Here is a 15555-nt window from a genome sequence, read left to right on the forward strand (position 1 = left end):
CCGGCGCGGAACGCCCCCACAAGGGGTCGCTCCGCGGCGGGCCGCGCACCCCGCCCGGGGAGGATCGGCCGATCCGTGCCGTTTGGGATGTTGTCCGTGTCAGCGCCTAGTCTTTCCGTCGTGACTCTCCCTGCCCCGGCGAAGCCCCTTACGTCCCCGGCGCCGGGCCCGGCCGCCGACGAGGGCCTGGCCCGGCGGCTGCGCGCCCTCGCCTGCACCGCCCCGCTGCACGACCTCGACGTCCGCAAGGCCAACCTGGCCGGCGAGTACGGGGTCTACGCGATGGCGGAGGTCGCGCTGGCCGCGATCGACCTGGTCACCCTGAACATGGACTTCGACACCGGCGCCGACCACGAGCAGATAGTGGCCCGACTGCTGCCGCGCGTCGCCGCCCAGGCGCCGGACCGGCCCGCCGCCGAGCACGAGCGGGTGGCCCGCTGGGTCCTGGAGAACCTGATCAACGTCGGCAGCGTGGACCGCGGCTTCCGCGCGATCTACGGCACCTTCGGTCCCGACGGCGTCTACGTCCGCAGGGACTACGACTTCAAGCTCATCGAGGAAGTCCCCGGCCACGGCGGCGCGGTGTACCTGCGCACCACCGACGAAGCAGTGAACGTACTCGTCGGCGCCCTGGACACCGACGTCACCAGCGCGCAGATCGCCGCCGAGGTCAAACTGGAGGTGTTGATCAGCCGCGGCCGGCTCGCCGACGCCCAACTCGCCGCCGAGCAGGCCCGCTACCGTACGGTCCAGTACGCGGAGACCCTGCGCCGGACGCTGGACGCGACGCGGCGCAACGTACGGGCGGTGGACTGGCTCGAAGCCGTTCCGGACATGATCGCCGAGGCCCTTGAGCACGTCGCCGACCGCTACCGGCACGAGAACGCCATTCTCACCAACATCCGCAAGGCCCGCGACGAGGCCGAGGCTGTGTACGGTTCAAAGGCAGGCGACAACAAGCGGCGCGCTGCCGAGCTGGTCGACATCGTCAAGGACTGCATCCGCCGCCACACCCAGCTCCAGTCGCGACTGCTGGACGCGGGCCCGCTCTTCCGCGCCGAACAGGACCGCCAGGCCTTCGCGGCCCCGGCGCCGCGCTCGGGCATCGACTTGTACGGGCAGCTGATCGCCCCGGTGCTGCCGCTGCCGCTGGAGCAGGCCACCCGGGTCACCGACGCGTTCTTCGCCCGGGGCACCGGTCTGCGCACCCCCGTCTCCGTGCGGGTCGCCGACCTGGTGGAGATCCTGCTGACGCCGCCCGCGGAGCGGGAGCACCTGGGCGTGGAGATGCCCGAGCCCGACCTGATCGCCACCCCGGACGACAGCCGGTTCAGCGAGGAGCAGCTCGCCGCGGCCATGGAGCTCCTGGACCTCCCGCACGACGCCCCGCGCCGGTTGTCCGGCCTGCTCGCCGAGGCCCGGCGCAGCGACCCCGAACTGCCGTACCTGGTGGCCCTGCTGGCCGTGCACGCGGCGAGCCCCGCGGTGGGCACGGCCTACCGTCAGGGTGAGGAGCGGCTGCTGTTCGCCGTCGACGACGGGACCGAGCTGGACGACCCGGAGTTCGGCGGCGCCGACCTGATCGTCGGCACGGCCCTCCTTGACGCCGCCGCGATGACCGCCGACCGGACGGAGGCGGCGTGACGCCGGCCCCCGTGACCACCACGACGAAACCCGTGCCGTCCGCCGCGGTGTCCCGCGGGCCGTGGGTCGGCGCGCCTGCCGGGGCCGCCCGCCCAGGGCAGGTCCGCGTAGTAGCGCCGGGGCCCGAAGGGCGTGGCCGGCGGCTGCCCCGGCCCTCGCTGCGGTGCACCCCCGGGTGCGGCGCACCGCGTGGCGGGGCAGGCGCAGCTCGTAGTCGCCGCTCGCCCTCGCCCGCCTCGACAACGGGGCGAGGCGCCGTGCCGCGCGTCGCGGGCCGGGTGGGACCTCGCGGCCCCGCCCTGGCACCTCCGGGGCCGCTCGCCGCAGCGCCGGCGGCCCCCGGCCCCGGGCCGCTCGCCGCGGCGATGGCGGGGCGGGCCACCGGCATGACTCCCGCGACCACCCCCGCGCCCTCCGCCGCGCTGCCCTCAGTTCCCTCTGCGGCGCCGGCCCCCGACCTCTCCGCCGTGCTCGGCTCCGAGGCTTTTGCCGCGTCGGCCTCGGGGGTCTGTGCGGCGCCGGGCCCACTGCTTTCTGCCGTGCCGGCCTTCGGGGCCACCGCCGCGCCGGCCTCAGTGCTCTCTGCCGTGGCGGCCTCGGGGGCCTTTGCCGTGCCGGCCCCTGACTCCTCCGCCGTGCTCGGCTCCGAGGCTTTTGCCGCGTCGGCCTCGGGGGTCTGTGCGGCGCCGGGCCCACTGCTTTCTGCCGTGCCGGCCTTCGGGGCCACCGCCGTGCCGGCCTCCGGGCTCTGGACCGCGCTGCCCTTCGGGGCCTCTGCCGCGCTGATCTCCGGTTCGGCGGGCGCGTTGGTCTACGGGCCGGTCGGCGTCACGGTCGCGAGCCCCGGCCCCACGGTCCCGCCATGCCGGCCGCCCGTCGGGCCCGGCTGCCGGGCCGGGCTCCGCCGGGAGCCGCGACGACCAGGCCCTGGCCGGCCGCCGGCCACCCCGGCGACCGCCGCCGAGACCACCGCACACCACGAAAGGCACCACCCGTGAGCGACCACCACGCCGAAGCCCCCGCGTGGGGCGAGCCCGACGCGCCCTCGGGGCCGCCGCCGGCGCCCGGCGCCGCGGCCGTGACCCCGGCCGACGCCGCCGACGCGGCCCGCCTCGTCGCCTTCGGGCTCCAGCCCAAGCTGCTCCCGGCCCGCGACGCCGAATACGCCGAACTGCTGCGCCGCTACCGCGAGGAACCCGCCTTCGGCCGCCTCGCCGACGCCGTCGCCACCGGCCTCGGACTAGTCGTGCTGGAGGTCTCGCCCCGCGCCGGCATGGCGGTGGCAGCCGACGAGGACTCCGTCTTCGCCGTCCGGATGGGCGACTACGCCCGCCGTACCGCCGCCGACGGCGGCGACCGCTTCCTGCACGGCCTCGCCCACCTCGCCGTCGCCGCCCTCGCCTTCCCCCGGCCCGAGGACCTCGCCGACGACGGCTACATCGGCCGGATCACCGTCAACGGCGTCGACTCCTTCGTCCGGCAGACCTGCCGCCGCCTGGAGGAGCGCGCCGAGGAGCTCGGCGAGAACACCGACCCCGCCTCCGACGCCCCGGGCCTGGAGGCCGCCTGGCGGGTCTACGCCCGCCGCAGCGCCACCGGCGCCACCAAGGACGCCCGCCGCCTGGCCGGTTCCACCACCGGCATCGTCGGCAAGGCCGCCGCCTTCCTCACCGAGTCCGGCTTCCTCCAGCGCACCGGCGACGACTCCGGCGGCACCTACCGCACCACCCCCCGCTACCAGCTCCAGGTCCGCGACATGGCCGGCAGCGCGGCCATGGCCGAACTCCTGGAGCTCGGCGTGGTCCCCGTCAGCGACGGCTCCGCCTCCCTCCTGCCGCCGCCCGACGGCGACGACCTGGAGCTCGCCGCCGACGCCGGCCTGCCCTTCCACGCCTGAGCCCCGCCCCCGTACGCACCCCCGATCCCCGTAGACGCACCCCTCATCCCCGTACGCACCACGAGAGACCGCGAGAACCCGCCGCCATGTACGAGCTGTCCCGGATCCGCCTCTACTCCATCGGGCCCGCCGGCGCACGCTACGCCGACACCGTGCTCGACCTGCGCGGAGTCGGCGAGCCGGTGCCCCACCCGGCGCCCGCCCAGGCGGAGTTCTTCGAGGACGAGCCGACGGGCCCGCCCCGCCGGCCCGCGCCCGCGGGCGTGCTCTTCCTGGAGAACGGCGGCGGCAAGTCCGTCCTGCTGAAGCTGATCTTCTCGGTCATGCTGCCCGGCCACCGCAACACCCTCGGCGGTGCCAGCTCCGGCGTGCTGCGCAAGTTCCTGCTCGCCGACGACTGCGGCCACGTCGCCCTGGAGTGGCAACACACCCAGACCGGCGAATGCGTCGTCGTGGGCAAGGTCAGCGAATGGCGTGGCCGGCAGGTCTCCAACGACCCGCGCAAGTTCGCGGAGGCCTGGTACTCCTTCCGCCCCGGACCGGGCCTGAGCCTCGACAACCTGCCCGTCGCCGAAGCCACCGCCGTGCGCCCGCCCGTCGAAGGCGCCTCCGGCGCCCAGGGTCGCCGGCGCACCATGAAGGGCTTCCGCGACTCGCTCACCGAGGCCGGCAAGACGTACCCGCACCTGGAGGTGTACTGGGAGGAGATCCACGACCGCTGGAACGAACACCTCACCGACCTCGGCCTGGACCCCGAACTCTTCCGCTACCAGCGCGAGATGAACGCCGACGAGGGCGAGGCCGCCGGCCTCTTCGCGGTCAAGAAGGACTCCGACTTCACCGACCTCCTGCTGCGCGCCGTCACCGACACCCGGGACACCGACGGCCTCGCCGACCTCGTCCACGGCTTCGGCAACAAACTCGGCCGCCGCTCCGAGCTGATGGCCGAACGGGACTTCACGGCCGGGTCGGTGGAACTCCTCACCAAGATCGTCGAGGCCGCCGAGACCCGCTCCCGGCTGCGCGACGTCCACGCGGGCGCCGAACGCCGTACGCGCACCCTCGCCCGGCGCCTGTCCGCCCGCGCCGCGCAGGAGCGCGGCCGGGCCGCCGAACTCGCCGAGCGGGTGACCGGCGCGGCCCACGCCGTGACCGTCGCCGAGTCCGCGCGCGAGCGCAGCGCCGCCATCGCCGCCGAACTCGCCTACCGGCACGCCTCACTGGCCCTGACCGTCGCCGACAAGGCCGCGGCCGCCCAGCGCCGCGAACTCCTCGAAGCCCGCACCCTGCACTCCGCCTGGCAGGCCGCCGAGACCGTACTGCGCCACCGCGCCGCCGCCGACCGCTCCGCCCGGGTCGCCTCCGCCATCCTGGAGGCCGAGCGCGACGCCGCCCCGGCCCTGGCCGCCCGCGCCACGGCCGCCACCGAACTCGTACGGGCCCTGCACACCGCCGCCGAGCAGGGTGAGGCGCGGGCCAACGAGGAGGAGGAGCGTTCCGCCGTCCTCCAGGCCGCGGGCGAAGCCGCCCACCGCGACGCCACCGCCGCCGCCACGGCCGCCCAGCGTGCCCGCAGCGAGGCCGAACACCTCCGCGCCCGCCTGTCGGAGGTCGAACAGGAGACCGCCGAAGCGGTACGGGCCGGCTGGCTCGACGACTCGGCGCCCAACGCCGACCCGGCCCGCGCGGCCCTCGCCGCGAGCGACGCCGAGAAGAGCGCCGTCGCCGCCTGGGACGAGTCCCGCGAGGCGGCCCATGCCGCCGCCGAGACCGCCCGCGAGGCCGCGGCCGGCGAAGCCCGCGCCGAACTCACCGCCGCCCGCGCGGCGGACGCGGCCGAAGCCGCCGAGGCCGCCCACGCCGCGGAGCAGCGCGCCGCCGACTCCCTCGCCGCCGCCCCACGCCTGGCTGAACTCCTCGGTCTTCCCGCGGTCCCCGACGCCCACGTCCCGGGCCCCCGCGCCGGCGAGGGCACGGCCGACGGGAACCATCCGGCCGACAGGAGCCACCCCGCCGCCGGCCACCGCCCGGCCGAGGGCCACCGCCCGGGCGGTCCGGTGCTGACGGCGAGCGCCGGCAGGCTCACCGCCGCCGACCTCGACCGGGGCGCCGAGGACCTGCGCACCCTGCTGACCGACCAGGTCGCCGCCGCCGAACGCCAGCTGTTCGAGCTGCGCACCGCCGCCGCCGACGACGCCCGCATCCTCGGCGCCCTCGGCGACGGCGGCCTCCTGCCGCCCGGCCCCGACGTGCTCGCCACCGTCGAATACCTCGGCGAACACGGCATCCCCGCCCTCCCCGGCTGGCGCTACCTCGCCCAGGCCGTCGACCCCGCCGACCACGCCGCCGTCCTCGCCGCCCGGCCCGAGCTCGTCGACGGCGTAGTCATCACCGACCCCGACACCCACTCCCGCGCCCGGGAGGTCCTCTCCGGCGCCGCCCTGCTGCCCCGCTCCACCGTGGCCGTCGGCACCGCCGCCGCACTGCTGGCCCCCGTGCCTCCGGCGGGCGCCGGCGACGGCGCCGGGGCGTCCGGCATCTTCATCGTCCCGCCGAACCCGGCCATGCACGACGAACACGCCGCCGACGAGGAACGCCAGGCGCTGCGCACCCGCGCCACCGCCCGGGACACCGAGATCCGCGAACTCGCCGGCCGCCTCTCCGGCGACCGTGAACTCGCCGCCCGGCTCGCCTCCTGGCGCACCGGCTGCCCGCCCGGCCGCCTCGCCGAACTCGCCGAACACGCCAAGGTCGCACGGTCGTTCGCCGAGGAATGCGACGCCGAGCTCGCGGAGGCCCGTACCGTACGCGCCGAGGCAGACGAAGCCGCCGCCGACGCCGCCCGGGTCCGCGACGAGCGCCAGGACGCCGCCCAGCGCGCCCGCCGGGCCGCCGACGCCCTCTCCGGCCTCGCCTACCGCCTGCGCGAGCGCTCAGGCTGGCAGGCCCGGCTGCGGGTACTCGCCGACGAGGCGACCGAGTCCGAGGCCCGCGCCGAAACGTGCCTGGACCGCGCCCGCGCCGCCGACGAGGACCGGCGAGCCGCCCAGCGGGCCGCCGACGACGCCCGGCGCACCGCCCGCGCGCTGCGCGCCGAGCGCGCCGACATCGCCGGCGCCCCCGACCCCCTCCCCGCGGACGACGGCACGCCCAAGGCCCCCCTGCCGGACCTCCGCGAGGCCTACCGCGCCGCCTCCCGGCTCTACGAGAAGGTCGGCGTCGGCGCCGACCTGCGCGCCGAACAGGCCCGCGCCGAAAGCGACGAGAGCGCCGCCCTCGCCGAACTCGACCGGCTCACCAACAAGGTCCGCACCCGCGCCGCACAGCTCCTCGAAGGCACCGACGGCGCCGACGGCCCCTCCCGGCAAGCCGCCGCCGCCCGCGCCGAGGCCCTGGTACAGATGCTGGAATCAAGGGCGTCGGCGGCGAGCGAGCAACTCGGCCGGCTGCGCGGCGAGGCGGAACGGCACGCCCCCGCCGACGGCGAGGCGCACACCGACCTGCCGCAGGAGCTGGTCCCCGGGGACGTCGAGCACGCCCAGAACCTGCTGCGCACCGCCACGGCGCAGGTCGCCGCCCACACCGCCGCCGTCGAGGGCGCCCGCGCCGCGCACGCAGACCTGCTGCGCGCCCACCGCACCGCCGAGGACGGGGCGGGCGGCTTCGACGAGACCGCCGCCATCCTGCGGGACCTGCTGCGCGACCACACGCAGCAGGAGGACGAGCAGGAGCCGGCGCCCCACCGGGGCAGCCTGGAGGAGGCCCGCCAGTCCGCCGCCGAGACCCGTCGCTCGCTGCGCGCCTGCGCGGCCGACCTGTCCGCCGCCGAGTCCGCCGTCCGCGAGGCGAGCGACATCCTGGTCCGCCACGCCAACGCCAACCGCTACGAGCAGGTACGCACCCCCGCGCGCCAGCAGATCCGCGAACTGCCCGCCTCCGCCCTGCCGGAGCACGCGGCGGCCTGGGCCACCGCCTTCGCCCCTCGACTGCGGGTGCTCACCGACGAACTCGCGCAGTTGGAGCGCAACCGCGACAGCATCGTCGACCGGCTGCGCGGCCTGGTCGAATCCGCGCTGGCCACCCTGCGCTCCGCCCAGCGGCTCTCCCAGCTCCCCGAGGGCCTGGGGGAGTGGTCGGGCCAGGAGTTCCTCCGGATCCGCTTCGAGGAGCCCGACCAGGCCACCCTCACCGAGCGGCTCGGCGAGGTCATCGACGAAGCCACCCGCGCCGCCGTCAAGAAGAACAGCGCCGCCTCCTTCGGCGAAGGCCGCCGCGACGGCATGTCCCTGCTGCTGCGCGGAGTCCAGGCGGCCCTGGAGCCCAAGGGCATCGCCGTGGAGATCCTCAAGCCGGACGCGGTACTGCGCGCCGAGCGGGTCCCGGTCGGACAGATGGGCGACGTCTTCTCCGGCGGCCAGCTGCTCACCGCCGCGATCGCCCTCTACTGCACGATGGCGGCACTGCGCAGCAACGACCGCGGCCGCGACAAGCACCGCCACGCGGGCACGCTGTTCCTGGACAACCCCATCGGCCGCGCGAACGCCACGTACCTCCTGGAACTCCAGCGGGCCGTCTCCGACGCGCTCGGTGTCCAACTCCTTTACACCACAGGCCTGTTCGACACCACGGCCCTCGCGGAATTCCCGTTGGTCATCCGGCTGCGCAACGACGCGGACCTGCGCGCGGGCCTGAAGTACATCAGCGTCGAGGAGCACCTGCGCCCGGGCCTGCCACAGCAGTCCACCGACGGCGAGACCATCCACGGCGAGATCACGGCGACCCGCATGTTCCGCCGCTCGACCACGGGCGCCTGACACCCGGCGAGGGGCGACCGTTCCGACGGCCGCCCCGACCGCCCCGGCCCGTCAGCGACCCCGTCCCGTCAGCAGCCTCGCACCGTCGATGGTCCGGTACCGTCAGCGGCCGTGGGCAGCCAGCCGGCCGCCCTCGGCCGCGCGTATGCGGGGCACCCGGCCGGACGCCCCCGCACGGGACTCCCGGCCGACCCGACGTTCCTCCCGACCGCGCGCCGTGCTGCTCGGCTGGGACAGCACCCCGTGCCGCTGGTTCCACATCTGTCGGGTGATCAACACGTCCAGCACGGCCCAGGTGGCCACCACCGTCCCGGCTATCGCGCCGAGCACCATCGGCAGCGCGAGCCAGGAGCCGGTGAGCGCGAGGAAGAAACTCACCGTCGCCTGCATCAGGGTCAGGGCCACTATCAGCGCCGCCCGCACCGCCGAAGCCCGCACCGGATCGGGCATCCGGTACCGGCGCGCCGGCTCCTCCACCCACAACGACCGCCTCGTGGCCGTCGTCCCGGCCCCGCTGTACTCCGCGTACGCCGTGTCCTCCGTCATCGCGTCGTCCATCACTGCGTCGTCCGTCGTGCTCATGGTCCGCTCACTCCCCACCGCACGGTCCGCGTTGCTTACCCCCACCTCATACCCCCATGTGGTGTTTCGACCGTCCTACCTGTCAGACGATCGGCGGGACCGGGAGATTCCCGGAACGGAAAACCGGTTCTCGGCGGCCCGAACCGTCGGCGGGAGGCGGAATTCCAGCCATCCATCCGAGAGCGGGAACCGGTACCCCACCTGCTGTCATGTGCCATATACCGGGCCTGACTTGCCCGGAAGCAAAGGACAACTCATGATCTTCACAAGGGGGGCAGTCCGAAAACGTCCGGACACGCCTTCGAAGCCGCTCCCCGGCAGTAGTAGGCTCACGCCGTTTAAATGACGGAACACCGACCCCCGGCAACGGGGTTGACCTGGGGGAGGCTGGGGAGGCCATGCGCTTTCGCGGAAAGTCGATCCGCAGGAAGATCGTGGCGTTGCTCCTCGTGCCGCTCGTCTCCCTGACCGCCCTCTGGGGCTTCGCCACCTTCATCACCGGACGTCAAGCCGTGCAGCTCCTCGGCGTCGTCCCCGTCATCGCCAAGGTCGGCTACCCCATCGAGGACGTCGTGCGCGTCCTGCAGAAGGAACGCCGCCAGACGCTCGTCGTCATCGGGGACCCCCGAGCCTCGGCCGCCACCGCCGAACTCGCCAGGAGCCGTACCGCCACCGACGCGGCCGTCCAGGACATCACCGCGAACGCCTCCAACCCCAAGGTCGTCGACCAGCTCAGCCCCGCCAACGCTCAGCGGCTGCGCTCCATCCTCGACGCCTTCCACGGCATCGCGGCGCTGCGGCATTCCGTCGACCAGAACAGCCTCGCCCCCGGCCAGGCCCTGGACCTGTACAGCCGGCTCGTCGACCCCTGCTACGAATTCCTGATGAACCTCCACGCCCTGGAGGACGTGGAGATGGACAAGCAGGGGCGCGCCCTCGTCGGCGTCACCCGCGCGCGCGAGACGCTCTCCCGCGAGGACGCCGTCATCGCCTCCGCCCTCGCCGCCCGCAACATCGGCGCCGCCGACGTCCGCAGCGTCTCCGACTACACCGCCAACCGCGCGCTGCTCTACGACTTCAACCTCGCGATCCTCCCCGCCGACGACCGCGACGTCTTCGAGCAGTACTGGTCCGGCCCGGAGACCAAGGCGCTGCGCGACGCCGAGGAACGATTCATCTCCGGCGGCGCGGCCAAGCCCCCGCGCACCCTCACCGCAGGCCAGTGGGACGAGGCCGCCGCCAAGGTGCTCGGCGACCTCGCCGACATGAACACCGCCGCCGGCGACCGCTACCAGGAGCGCGTCAAGCCCGTCGCCATGAAGGTGCTGATCCAGGCGGCCGTCGCCGGCATCCTCGGCTTCATCGCCCTGATCGTCTCCCTCGTCATGTCCGTCCGCATCGGCCGCGACCTCGTCCGCGACCTGTCCCGACTCCGCAAGGACGCCCACGAGGCCTCCGGTGTCCGGCTGCCCAGCGTGATGCGCCGCCTCGCGGCCGGCGAGCAGATCGACGTGGAGACCGAGGCGCCGAGGCTCGAATTCGAGAAGGACGAGGTCGGCCAAGTCGCCCTCGCCCTCAACAGCCTCCAGCGCGCCGCCGTCGAGGCCGCCGTCAAGCAGGCGGAACTGCGCCGGGGCGTCTCCGAGGTCTTCGTCAACCTGGCGCGCCGCAACCAGGTACTGCTGCACCGCCAACTGACACTGCTCGACACCATGGAGCGCCGCACCGAGGACACCGAGGAACTGGCCGACCTCTTCCGCCTCGACCACATGACCACCCGCATGCGCCGGCACGCCGAGGGCCTGGTGATCCTCTCCGGCGCCGCGCCCTCCCGCCAGTGGCGCAAGCCCGTGCAACTGATGGACGTCGTTCGGGCCGCCGTCGCGGAGGTCGAGGACTACGAGCGCATCGAGGTGCGCAGGCTTCCGCGCATCGGCATCGAGGGCCCGGCCGTGGCCGACGTCACCCACCTCGTCGCCGAACTCCTGGAGAACGCGACCGTGTTCTCCCCGCCGCACACCGCGGTCCAGGTCCACGGCGAACGCGTGGCCAACGGCTTCACCCTGGAGATCCACGACCGGGGTCTGGGCATGACCCCCGAGGCACTGCTCGACGCGAACCTCCGCCTCGCCGAGAGCCCCGACTTCGAGCTCTCCGACACCGACCGGCTCGGCCTGTTCGTCGTCAGCCGCCTCGCCCGGCGCCACGGCGTCAAGGTGGTCCTCCAGCCGAGCCCGTACGGGGGCACCACCGCCGTGGTCTTCCTCCCGGTGGAACTGCTCACGGACGCTCCCGACACCAACGGCACCGGCATCCGTCTCGACGGGCTCAAGAACGCCAAGGCCGGCACGAACGCCAAGCCCGGCAAGAACGCCCGGCCGGTGACCTCCGGCAAGGGCGGTTCCGCGGCCCTCGGTGGCATTTCGGCCGGCCGGCCCCTGCCCACCGGGGTGCTGAACGGCCCCGTCGAGCTGGAGGACCCGCTCGGTGTCCTCGGCCTGGACGGGGTCGACGGGCTGGACGACGACCCCGCGGCCCTCGACGAGGCCGCCACCGGCATCACCGGCATCACCGGCCTCACCGGCGTCGGCGGCCGCCCCCCGATGGCCACCCTCGACGACGAGACCCCGCCCGCCGGTATCCCCGGCGCCGTCCTCGGACTCCGCTCCGCGGCCCGGCCGGGCACCGACCGGTACACGGAGCGCTCCGGCGCCCGCAAGGCCGACCGGCTCGGCGAACGCCACCGAGACCGGGGCCCGGACCCGACCGGCGACCGCGAAGGCACCACACCGACCGGCCCCGTCCGCGTGGAGCGCCCGCGCCCCGACTCCGAGAGCCCGCGCCCCGCGGGGGCGATCCCCCTGCCCCGCCGCCGCCCGACCCCGACCCTGGTCGCCGACCACGGACGCCGCGTCGAACCGCGCCCCGTGTCGATGGTCGGACGGGCCGGTCAGGGGCAGGAGACGACCCGCGCCGGGACGGCCGGCGCGAGCACGCCCGCTCCCGGCGGCCTACCCCGGCGGGTCCGCCAGGCCAACCTGGCGCCGCAACTCAAGAACGCCCCGGCCGCGGCATCGGCCGACACCACCGCGAACCCGGTCACCGACCGCGACGCGGAGGACGTACGTACGCGCATGTCCGCCCTCCAGCGCGGCTGGACGGCGGGCCGCAACCAGCACGCACCGCAGCAGTCCGAGGCCGAGGCCGGCACACCCGCCGCCCCGGGCCGCGGATCCGAGAACGAAGGGGACGGTCGATGACCGCACCGCAGACCGGCAACGACACCAGGAGCCGCGGCTCCGGCCCGCTCAACTGGCTCCTCGACGAGCTCGTCGACAAGGTCGGCAGCATCCGCAAGGCGGTCGTCCTCTCCGGCGACGGGCTGCCCACCGGCAGCTCCAAGGACCTGACCCGGGAGGACAGCGAGCACCTCGCGGCCGTCGCCTCCGGCTTCCACAGCCTGGCCAAGGGCGTCGGCCGGCACTTCGACTCCGGCGGCGTCCGTCAGACCGTCGTCGAACTGGACGAGGCCTTCCTGTTCGTCATGGCCGCCGGCGACGGCAGCTGTCTGGCCGTGCTGGCCGACGCCGAGTCCGATGTCGGTCAGGTCGCGTACGAGATGACCCTCATGGTCAAGCGCGTCGGCGACCACCTGGCGACCGCCCCGCGCTCCGGGCTGCCAGCCGGAGGGTGAGACGGACGGCATGAGCGATTCAGGCCGGTACCACCCCGAGCAACCCCCGGGCGGCGCGGACGATCCCGCGCACCCGCACTGGTTCGACGACGAGGCGGGCCCCGTCGTGCGCCCGTACGCCATGACCCGCGGCCGCACCAGCCACGCGGGCCAGCACCGTCTCGACCTGATCGCGCTCGTCGTCGCCGAACCGGCGGCCGACGATCCGGTCTGGGACCTGACCCTGTCCCCGGAACACGCCCACATCCTGGGCATGTGCCGGGAACGCCCCCAGTCCGTCGCGGAACTGGCGGCCGACCTCGACCTCGCGGTCGGTGTCGTCCGTGTCCTGATCGGCGACCTCGTCGACGACGAACTGGTCCACGTGACGCGGCCGGTACCACCGGCCGAACTGCCCGACGAATCCATTCTGCGTGAGGTGATCGATGGCCTTCGGGCGCTCTAGCCGCACCGGCGCCATGCATGCCGTGTCGCCGGTCGAGCCGCTGACCCTCAAGATCCTGGTCGCGGGCGGCTTCGGGGTGGGCAAGACCACCCTGGTCAGTGCGGTGAGTGAGATCAGACCGCTACGGACGGAGGAACGCCTCTCCGAGCCGGGCATCGGCATCGACGACACCGGGGGAGTGGAGGGCAAGAGCACCACGACCGTGGCCATGGACTTCGGCCGCATCACCCTCCGCGAGGACCTGGTGCTCTACCTCTTCGGCACGCCCGGCCAGGACCGCTTCTGGTTCCTGTGGGACGAGCTGGCCCAGGGGGCGCTCGGCGCCGTGGTCCTCGCCGACACCCGCCGCCTCGCGGACTGTTTCGCCGCCATCGACTACTTCGAGCGGCGCGGCATCCCGTTCGTCGTCGCGGTCAACTGCTTCGACGGCGCCGACCGACACCCCGTGGTGACCGTGCGCGAGGCTCTCGACCTCGACCCCGAGGTGCCGGTGCTGCTCACCGACGCGCGCGACCGCGAGTCGGTCAAGGACGTGCTCGTCGGGGTCGTGGAACACGCCATGTCGCTGGCCCGGGCCCGACGCCACAGCCTGACGGCCGGAGCCTGACGCCAGGCGCGAGCGCGCGGAGGCGGCCCGTACCCCCGCCGACTGGGGTACGGGCCGCGGCTCTCATGGGGGGTTCGGGAATCCCGGTCGTGCTCGGGACCGTGGGGGAAGTGTGAACCCGCCGTCGTGGGCCGTCAAGCGTTCGGACAGCACCCGCCGGTCAAGGGGTCTACCGCACCGCGACGACCGCCGAACCGTGGCCGAACAGCCCCTGGTTGGCGGTGATCCCAGCCCTGGCTCCCGGGACCTGCCGGTCCCCGGCGACGCCCCGCAACTGCCATGTCAGCTCGCACACCTGGGCTATGGCCTGCGCCGGGACCGCCTCCCCGAACGAGGACAGTCCTCCACTGGTGTTCACCGGAATCCGGCCGCCGAGCGTCGTCGCCCCCTCCCGCAGCAGCTTGGCCCCCTCGCCCTCGCCGCACAGCCCGATGTCCTCGTACCACTGGAGCTCCAGCGCGGTGGACAGGTCGTACACCTCCGCGAGCGACAGGTCCCGCGGCCCCAACCCCGCCTCCTCGTACGCGGCCCGTGCGATCGAGGCCCGAAACGATCCGGTGGCCGGGGCCCAGGCGGTCACCGCGTCGGTGGCGATGTCCGGCAGGTCCAACAGGGTCCGGGGGTACGTGGGCGTCACCGTCGACACCGCCCTGATCCGCACCGGGTCCGCGATCCCGCGCGAGCGCGCGAAATCCATGCTGGTCAGCACGAGGGCCGCGCCCCCGTCCGAGGTCGCGCAGATGTCCAACAGCCGCAGTGGGTCGGCGACGACCGCCGAGGCCGCCACCTCCCGGGCGGTGACCGTCTTGCGGTAGCGGGCGTACGGGTTGAGCGCCCCCGCCGCCGAGTTCTTGACCTTCACCTCCGCGAAATCCTCGGGCGCGTCCCCGTAGAGCGCCATCCGGCGGCGCGCGTACAGCGCGAAGTACGCCGGGTTGGTGGCCCCCAACACGCGGAACCGCAGCCAGTCCGGATCGTCCGGCCGCTCCCCGCCCGCCGGGGCGAAGAACCCCTTGGGCGCCGCGTCGGCCCCCACCACCAGCACCACCTCGGCCAAGCCCGCCAGGATCTGGGCCCGCGCCGCGCCGACGGCCTGCGCGCCGGACGCGCAGGCCGCGTAGACGCTCGTCACGCGCGCGCCCTGCCAGCCGAGCGCCTGTGCGAAGGTGGCCCCGGCCACGTATCCGGGGTACCCCGAGCGGACGGTGTCGGCGCCGACGATGGACCGTACGTCCGTCCACTCCAGCCCCGCGTCGGCCAGCGCCGCCTTCGCGGCGACCCGCCCGTACTCGACGAAGCCGCGGCCCCACTTGCCCCACGGGTGCATGCCGGCCCCCAGCACGGCGATGTCGGAGCTCACGCGCCCACCCCCGCCGGGGCCGTCGGCCGGAACCGCCAGGTGGTCCACACCGTCGAGGCGTCCTCGTTCAGCACCCCGCCGACCACCTCGACCTCCATCCCGACCGCCAGATCGGCCACCGTCACCCCCGGCGCCCCCTGACCCAGTACGACCATCCCCTCGGCCTCCAGTTCCACCGCGATCAAGGTGTACGGCTCCCAGAGCGCGTCCGGGTCGGACACGTACGGCGCGGGCGGCCGGTAGCGCCCGTCGGTGTACGACCAGATCCGCCCGCGCGGGGACAGCGGCACCTCGGCGAGTTCACCGCCTCCCGCGCAGTGCGGATTGCGGCAGTACGCGTCCTCGCGCGGGAAGAACACGGCCGCGCAGGCGGAACACCGGGTGCCGAGCAGCCGGAAGTCCCCGCCCTCCTCCGTACCGGTGAACCACCCGCTCACGACGGGCGTGCGGTTGCGTTCCAAGGCCCCTCCCTCACTGGCAAACCGATCGACCTGACGGATCGTCAGAATGCG

General features: G+C 74.5%; 10 protein-coding genes. 7 read left to right on the top strand and 3 right to left on the bottom strand.

What is annotated here, in order from left to right; translation table 11 throughout:
- Window positions 1–87: 87 nt before the first annotated feature.
- The 3 genes from ACV7NM_RS26770 to ACV7NM_RS26780 all read left to right on the top strand — a co-directional run bounded on the left by ACV7NM_RS26770 (window position 88) and on the right by ACV7NM_RS26780 (window position 8355).
- Window positions 88–1644, top strand: coding sequence for a hypothetical protein (locus tag ACV7NM_RS26770; protein WP_463414079.1), 1557 nt, complete (start codon window positions 88–90; stop codon window positions 1642–1644).
- A 994-nt stretch (window positions 1645–2638) separates the two neighbouring features.
- Window positions 2639–3541, top strand: a complete 903-nt coding sequence (locus ACV7NM_RS26775) for a hypothetical protein (RefSeq protein WP_463412664.1) — start codon at window positions 2639–2641, stop codon at window positions 3539–3541.
- 86 nt (window positions 3542–3627) lie between these two features.
- Window positions 3628–8355 (top strand): hypothetical protein, encoded by a 4728-nt coding sequence (locus tag ACV7NM_RS26780; RefSeq protein WP_463412665.1) that lies wholly within the window; start codon window positions 3628–3630, stop codon window positions 8353–8355.
- A 102-nt stretch (window positions 8356–8457) separates the two neighbouring features.
- On the opposite strand, the gene ACV7NM_RS26785 is transcribed toward ACV7NM_RS26780, so the two are convergent.
- Entirely contained in the window at window positions 8458–8937 is a 480-nt protein-coding gene (locus tag ACV7NM_RS26785) for a hypothetical protein (protein WP_463412666.1), read from the bottom strand.
- Window positions 8938–9335: 398 nt separating this feature from the next.
- Here ACV7NM_RS26785 and ACV7NM_RS26790 point away from each other — a divergent pair, with 398 nt between their 5' ends.
- Genes ACV7NM_RS26790 through ACV7NM_RS26805 form a run of 4 tightly spaced genes read left to right on the top strand, consistent with a single transcriptional unit; the run spans window position 9336 to window position 13683 of the window.
- A complete protein-coding gene (locus tag ACV7NM_RS26790) occupies window positions 9336–12197 on the top strand; it encodes a sensor histidine kinase (RefSeq protein WP_463412667.1) in 2862 nt (953 codons plus the stop codon).
- On the top strand, window positions 12194–12631 hold the full coding sequence (locus tag ACV7NM_RS26795; RefSeq protein ID WP_136210705.1) for a roadblock/LC7 domain-containing protein: 438 nt from the start codon (window positions 12194–12196) through the stop codon (window positions 12629–12631). The genes ACV7NM_RS26790 and ACV7NM_RS26795 overlap by 4 nt, the downstream gene beginning before the upstream one ends.
- Window positions 12632–12641: 10 nt before the next feature.
- Window positions 12642–13076, top strand: a complete 435-nt coding sequence (locus ACV7NM_RS26800; RefSeq protein ID WP_463412668.1) for a DUF742 domain-containing protein — start codon at window positions 12642–12644, stop codon at window positions 13074–13076.
- On the top strand, window positions 13057–13683 hold the full coding sequence (locus ACV7NM_RS26805; RefSeq protein WP_463412669.1) for a GTP-binding protein: 627 nt from the start codon (window positions 13057–13059) through the stop codon (window positions 13681–13683). The genes ACV7NM_RS26800 and ACV7NM_RS26805 overlap by 20 nt, the downstream gene beginning before the upstream one ends.
- 169 nt (window positions 13684–13852) lie before the next feature.
- On the opposite strand, the gene ACV7NM_RS26810 is transcribed toward ACV7NM_RS26805, so the two are convergent.
- Together ACV7NM_RS26810 and ACV7NM_RS26815 are read right to left on the bottom strand one after the other, a co-directional pair.
- Window positions 13853–15043 carry a lipid-transfer protein gene (locus ACV7NM_RS26810; RefSeq protein WP_463412670.1) on the bottom strand — a complete coding sequence of 397 codons (1191 nt, stop codon included), beginning with the start codon at window positions 15041–15043 and terminating at the stop codon, window positions 13853–13855.
- Window positions 15040–15504 carry a Zn-ribbon domain-containing OB-fold protein gene (locus ACV7NM_RS26815; protein ID WP_463412671.1) on the bottom strand — a complete coding sequence of 155 codons (465 nt, stop codon included), beginning with the start codon at window positions 15502–15504 and terminating at the stop codon, window positions 15040–15042. Before ACV7NM_RS26815 ends, ACV7NM_RS26810 begins: the two co-directional genes overlap by 4 nt.
- Window positions 15505–15555: the final 51 nt, after the last annotated feature.

It is taken from the genome of Streptomyces sp. Tek67B01, from assembly GCF_055231995.1.

Coding starts and splice junctions, on each gene's coding strand:
- ACV7NM_RS26780 (WP_463412665.1), top strand. CDS start 3,628: ATGTACGAGCTGTCCCGGATCCGCCTCTACTCCATCGGGCCCGCCGGC.
- ACV7NM_RS26790 (WP_463412667.1), top strand. CDS start 9,336: ATGCGCTTTCGCGGAAAGTCGATCCGCAGGAAGATCGTGGCGTTGCTC.
- ACV7NM_RS26785 (WP_463412666.1), bottom strand. CDS start 8,937: ATGAGCACGACGGACGACGCAGTGATGGACGACGCGATGACGGAGGAC.
- ACV7NM_RS26795 (WP_136210705.1), top strand. CDS start 12,194: ATGACCGCACCGCAGACCGGCAACGACACCAGGAGCCGCGGCTCCGGC.
- ACV7NM_RS26770 (WP_463414079.1), top strand. CDS start 88: ATGTTGTCCGTGTCAGCGCCTAGTCTTTCCGTCGTGACTCTCCCTGCC.
- ACV7NM_RS26805 (WP_463412669.1), top strand. CDS start 13,057: ATGGCCTTCGGGCGCTCTAGCCGCACCGGCGCCATGCATGCCGTGTCG.
- ACV7NM_RS26800 (WP_463412668.1), top strand. CDS start 12,642: ATGAGCGATTCAGGCCGGTACCACCCCGAGCAACCCCCGGGCGGCGCG.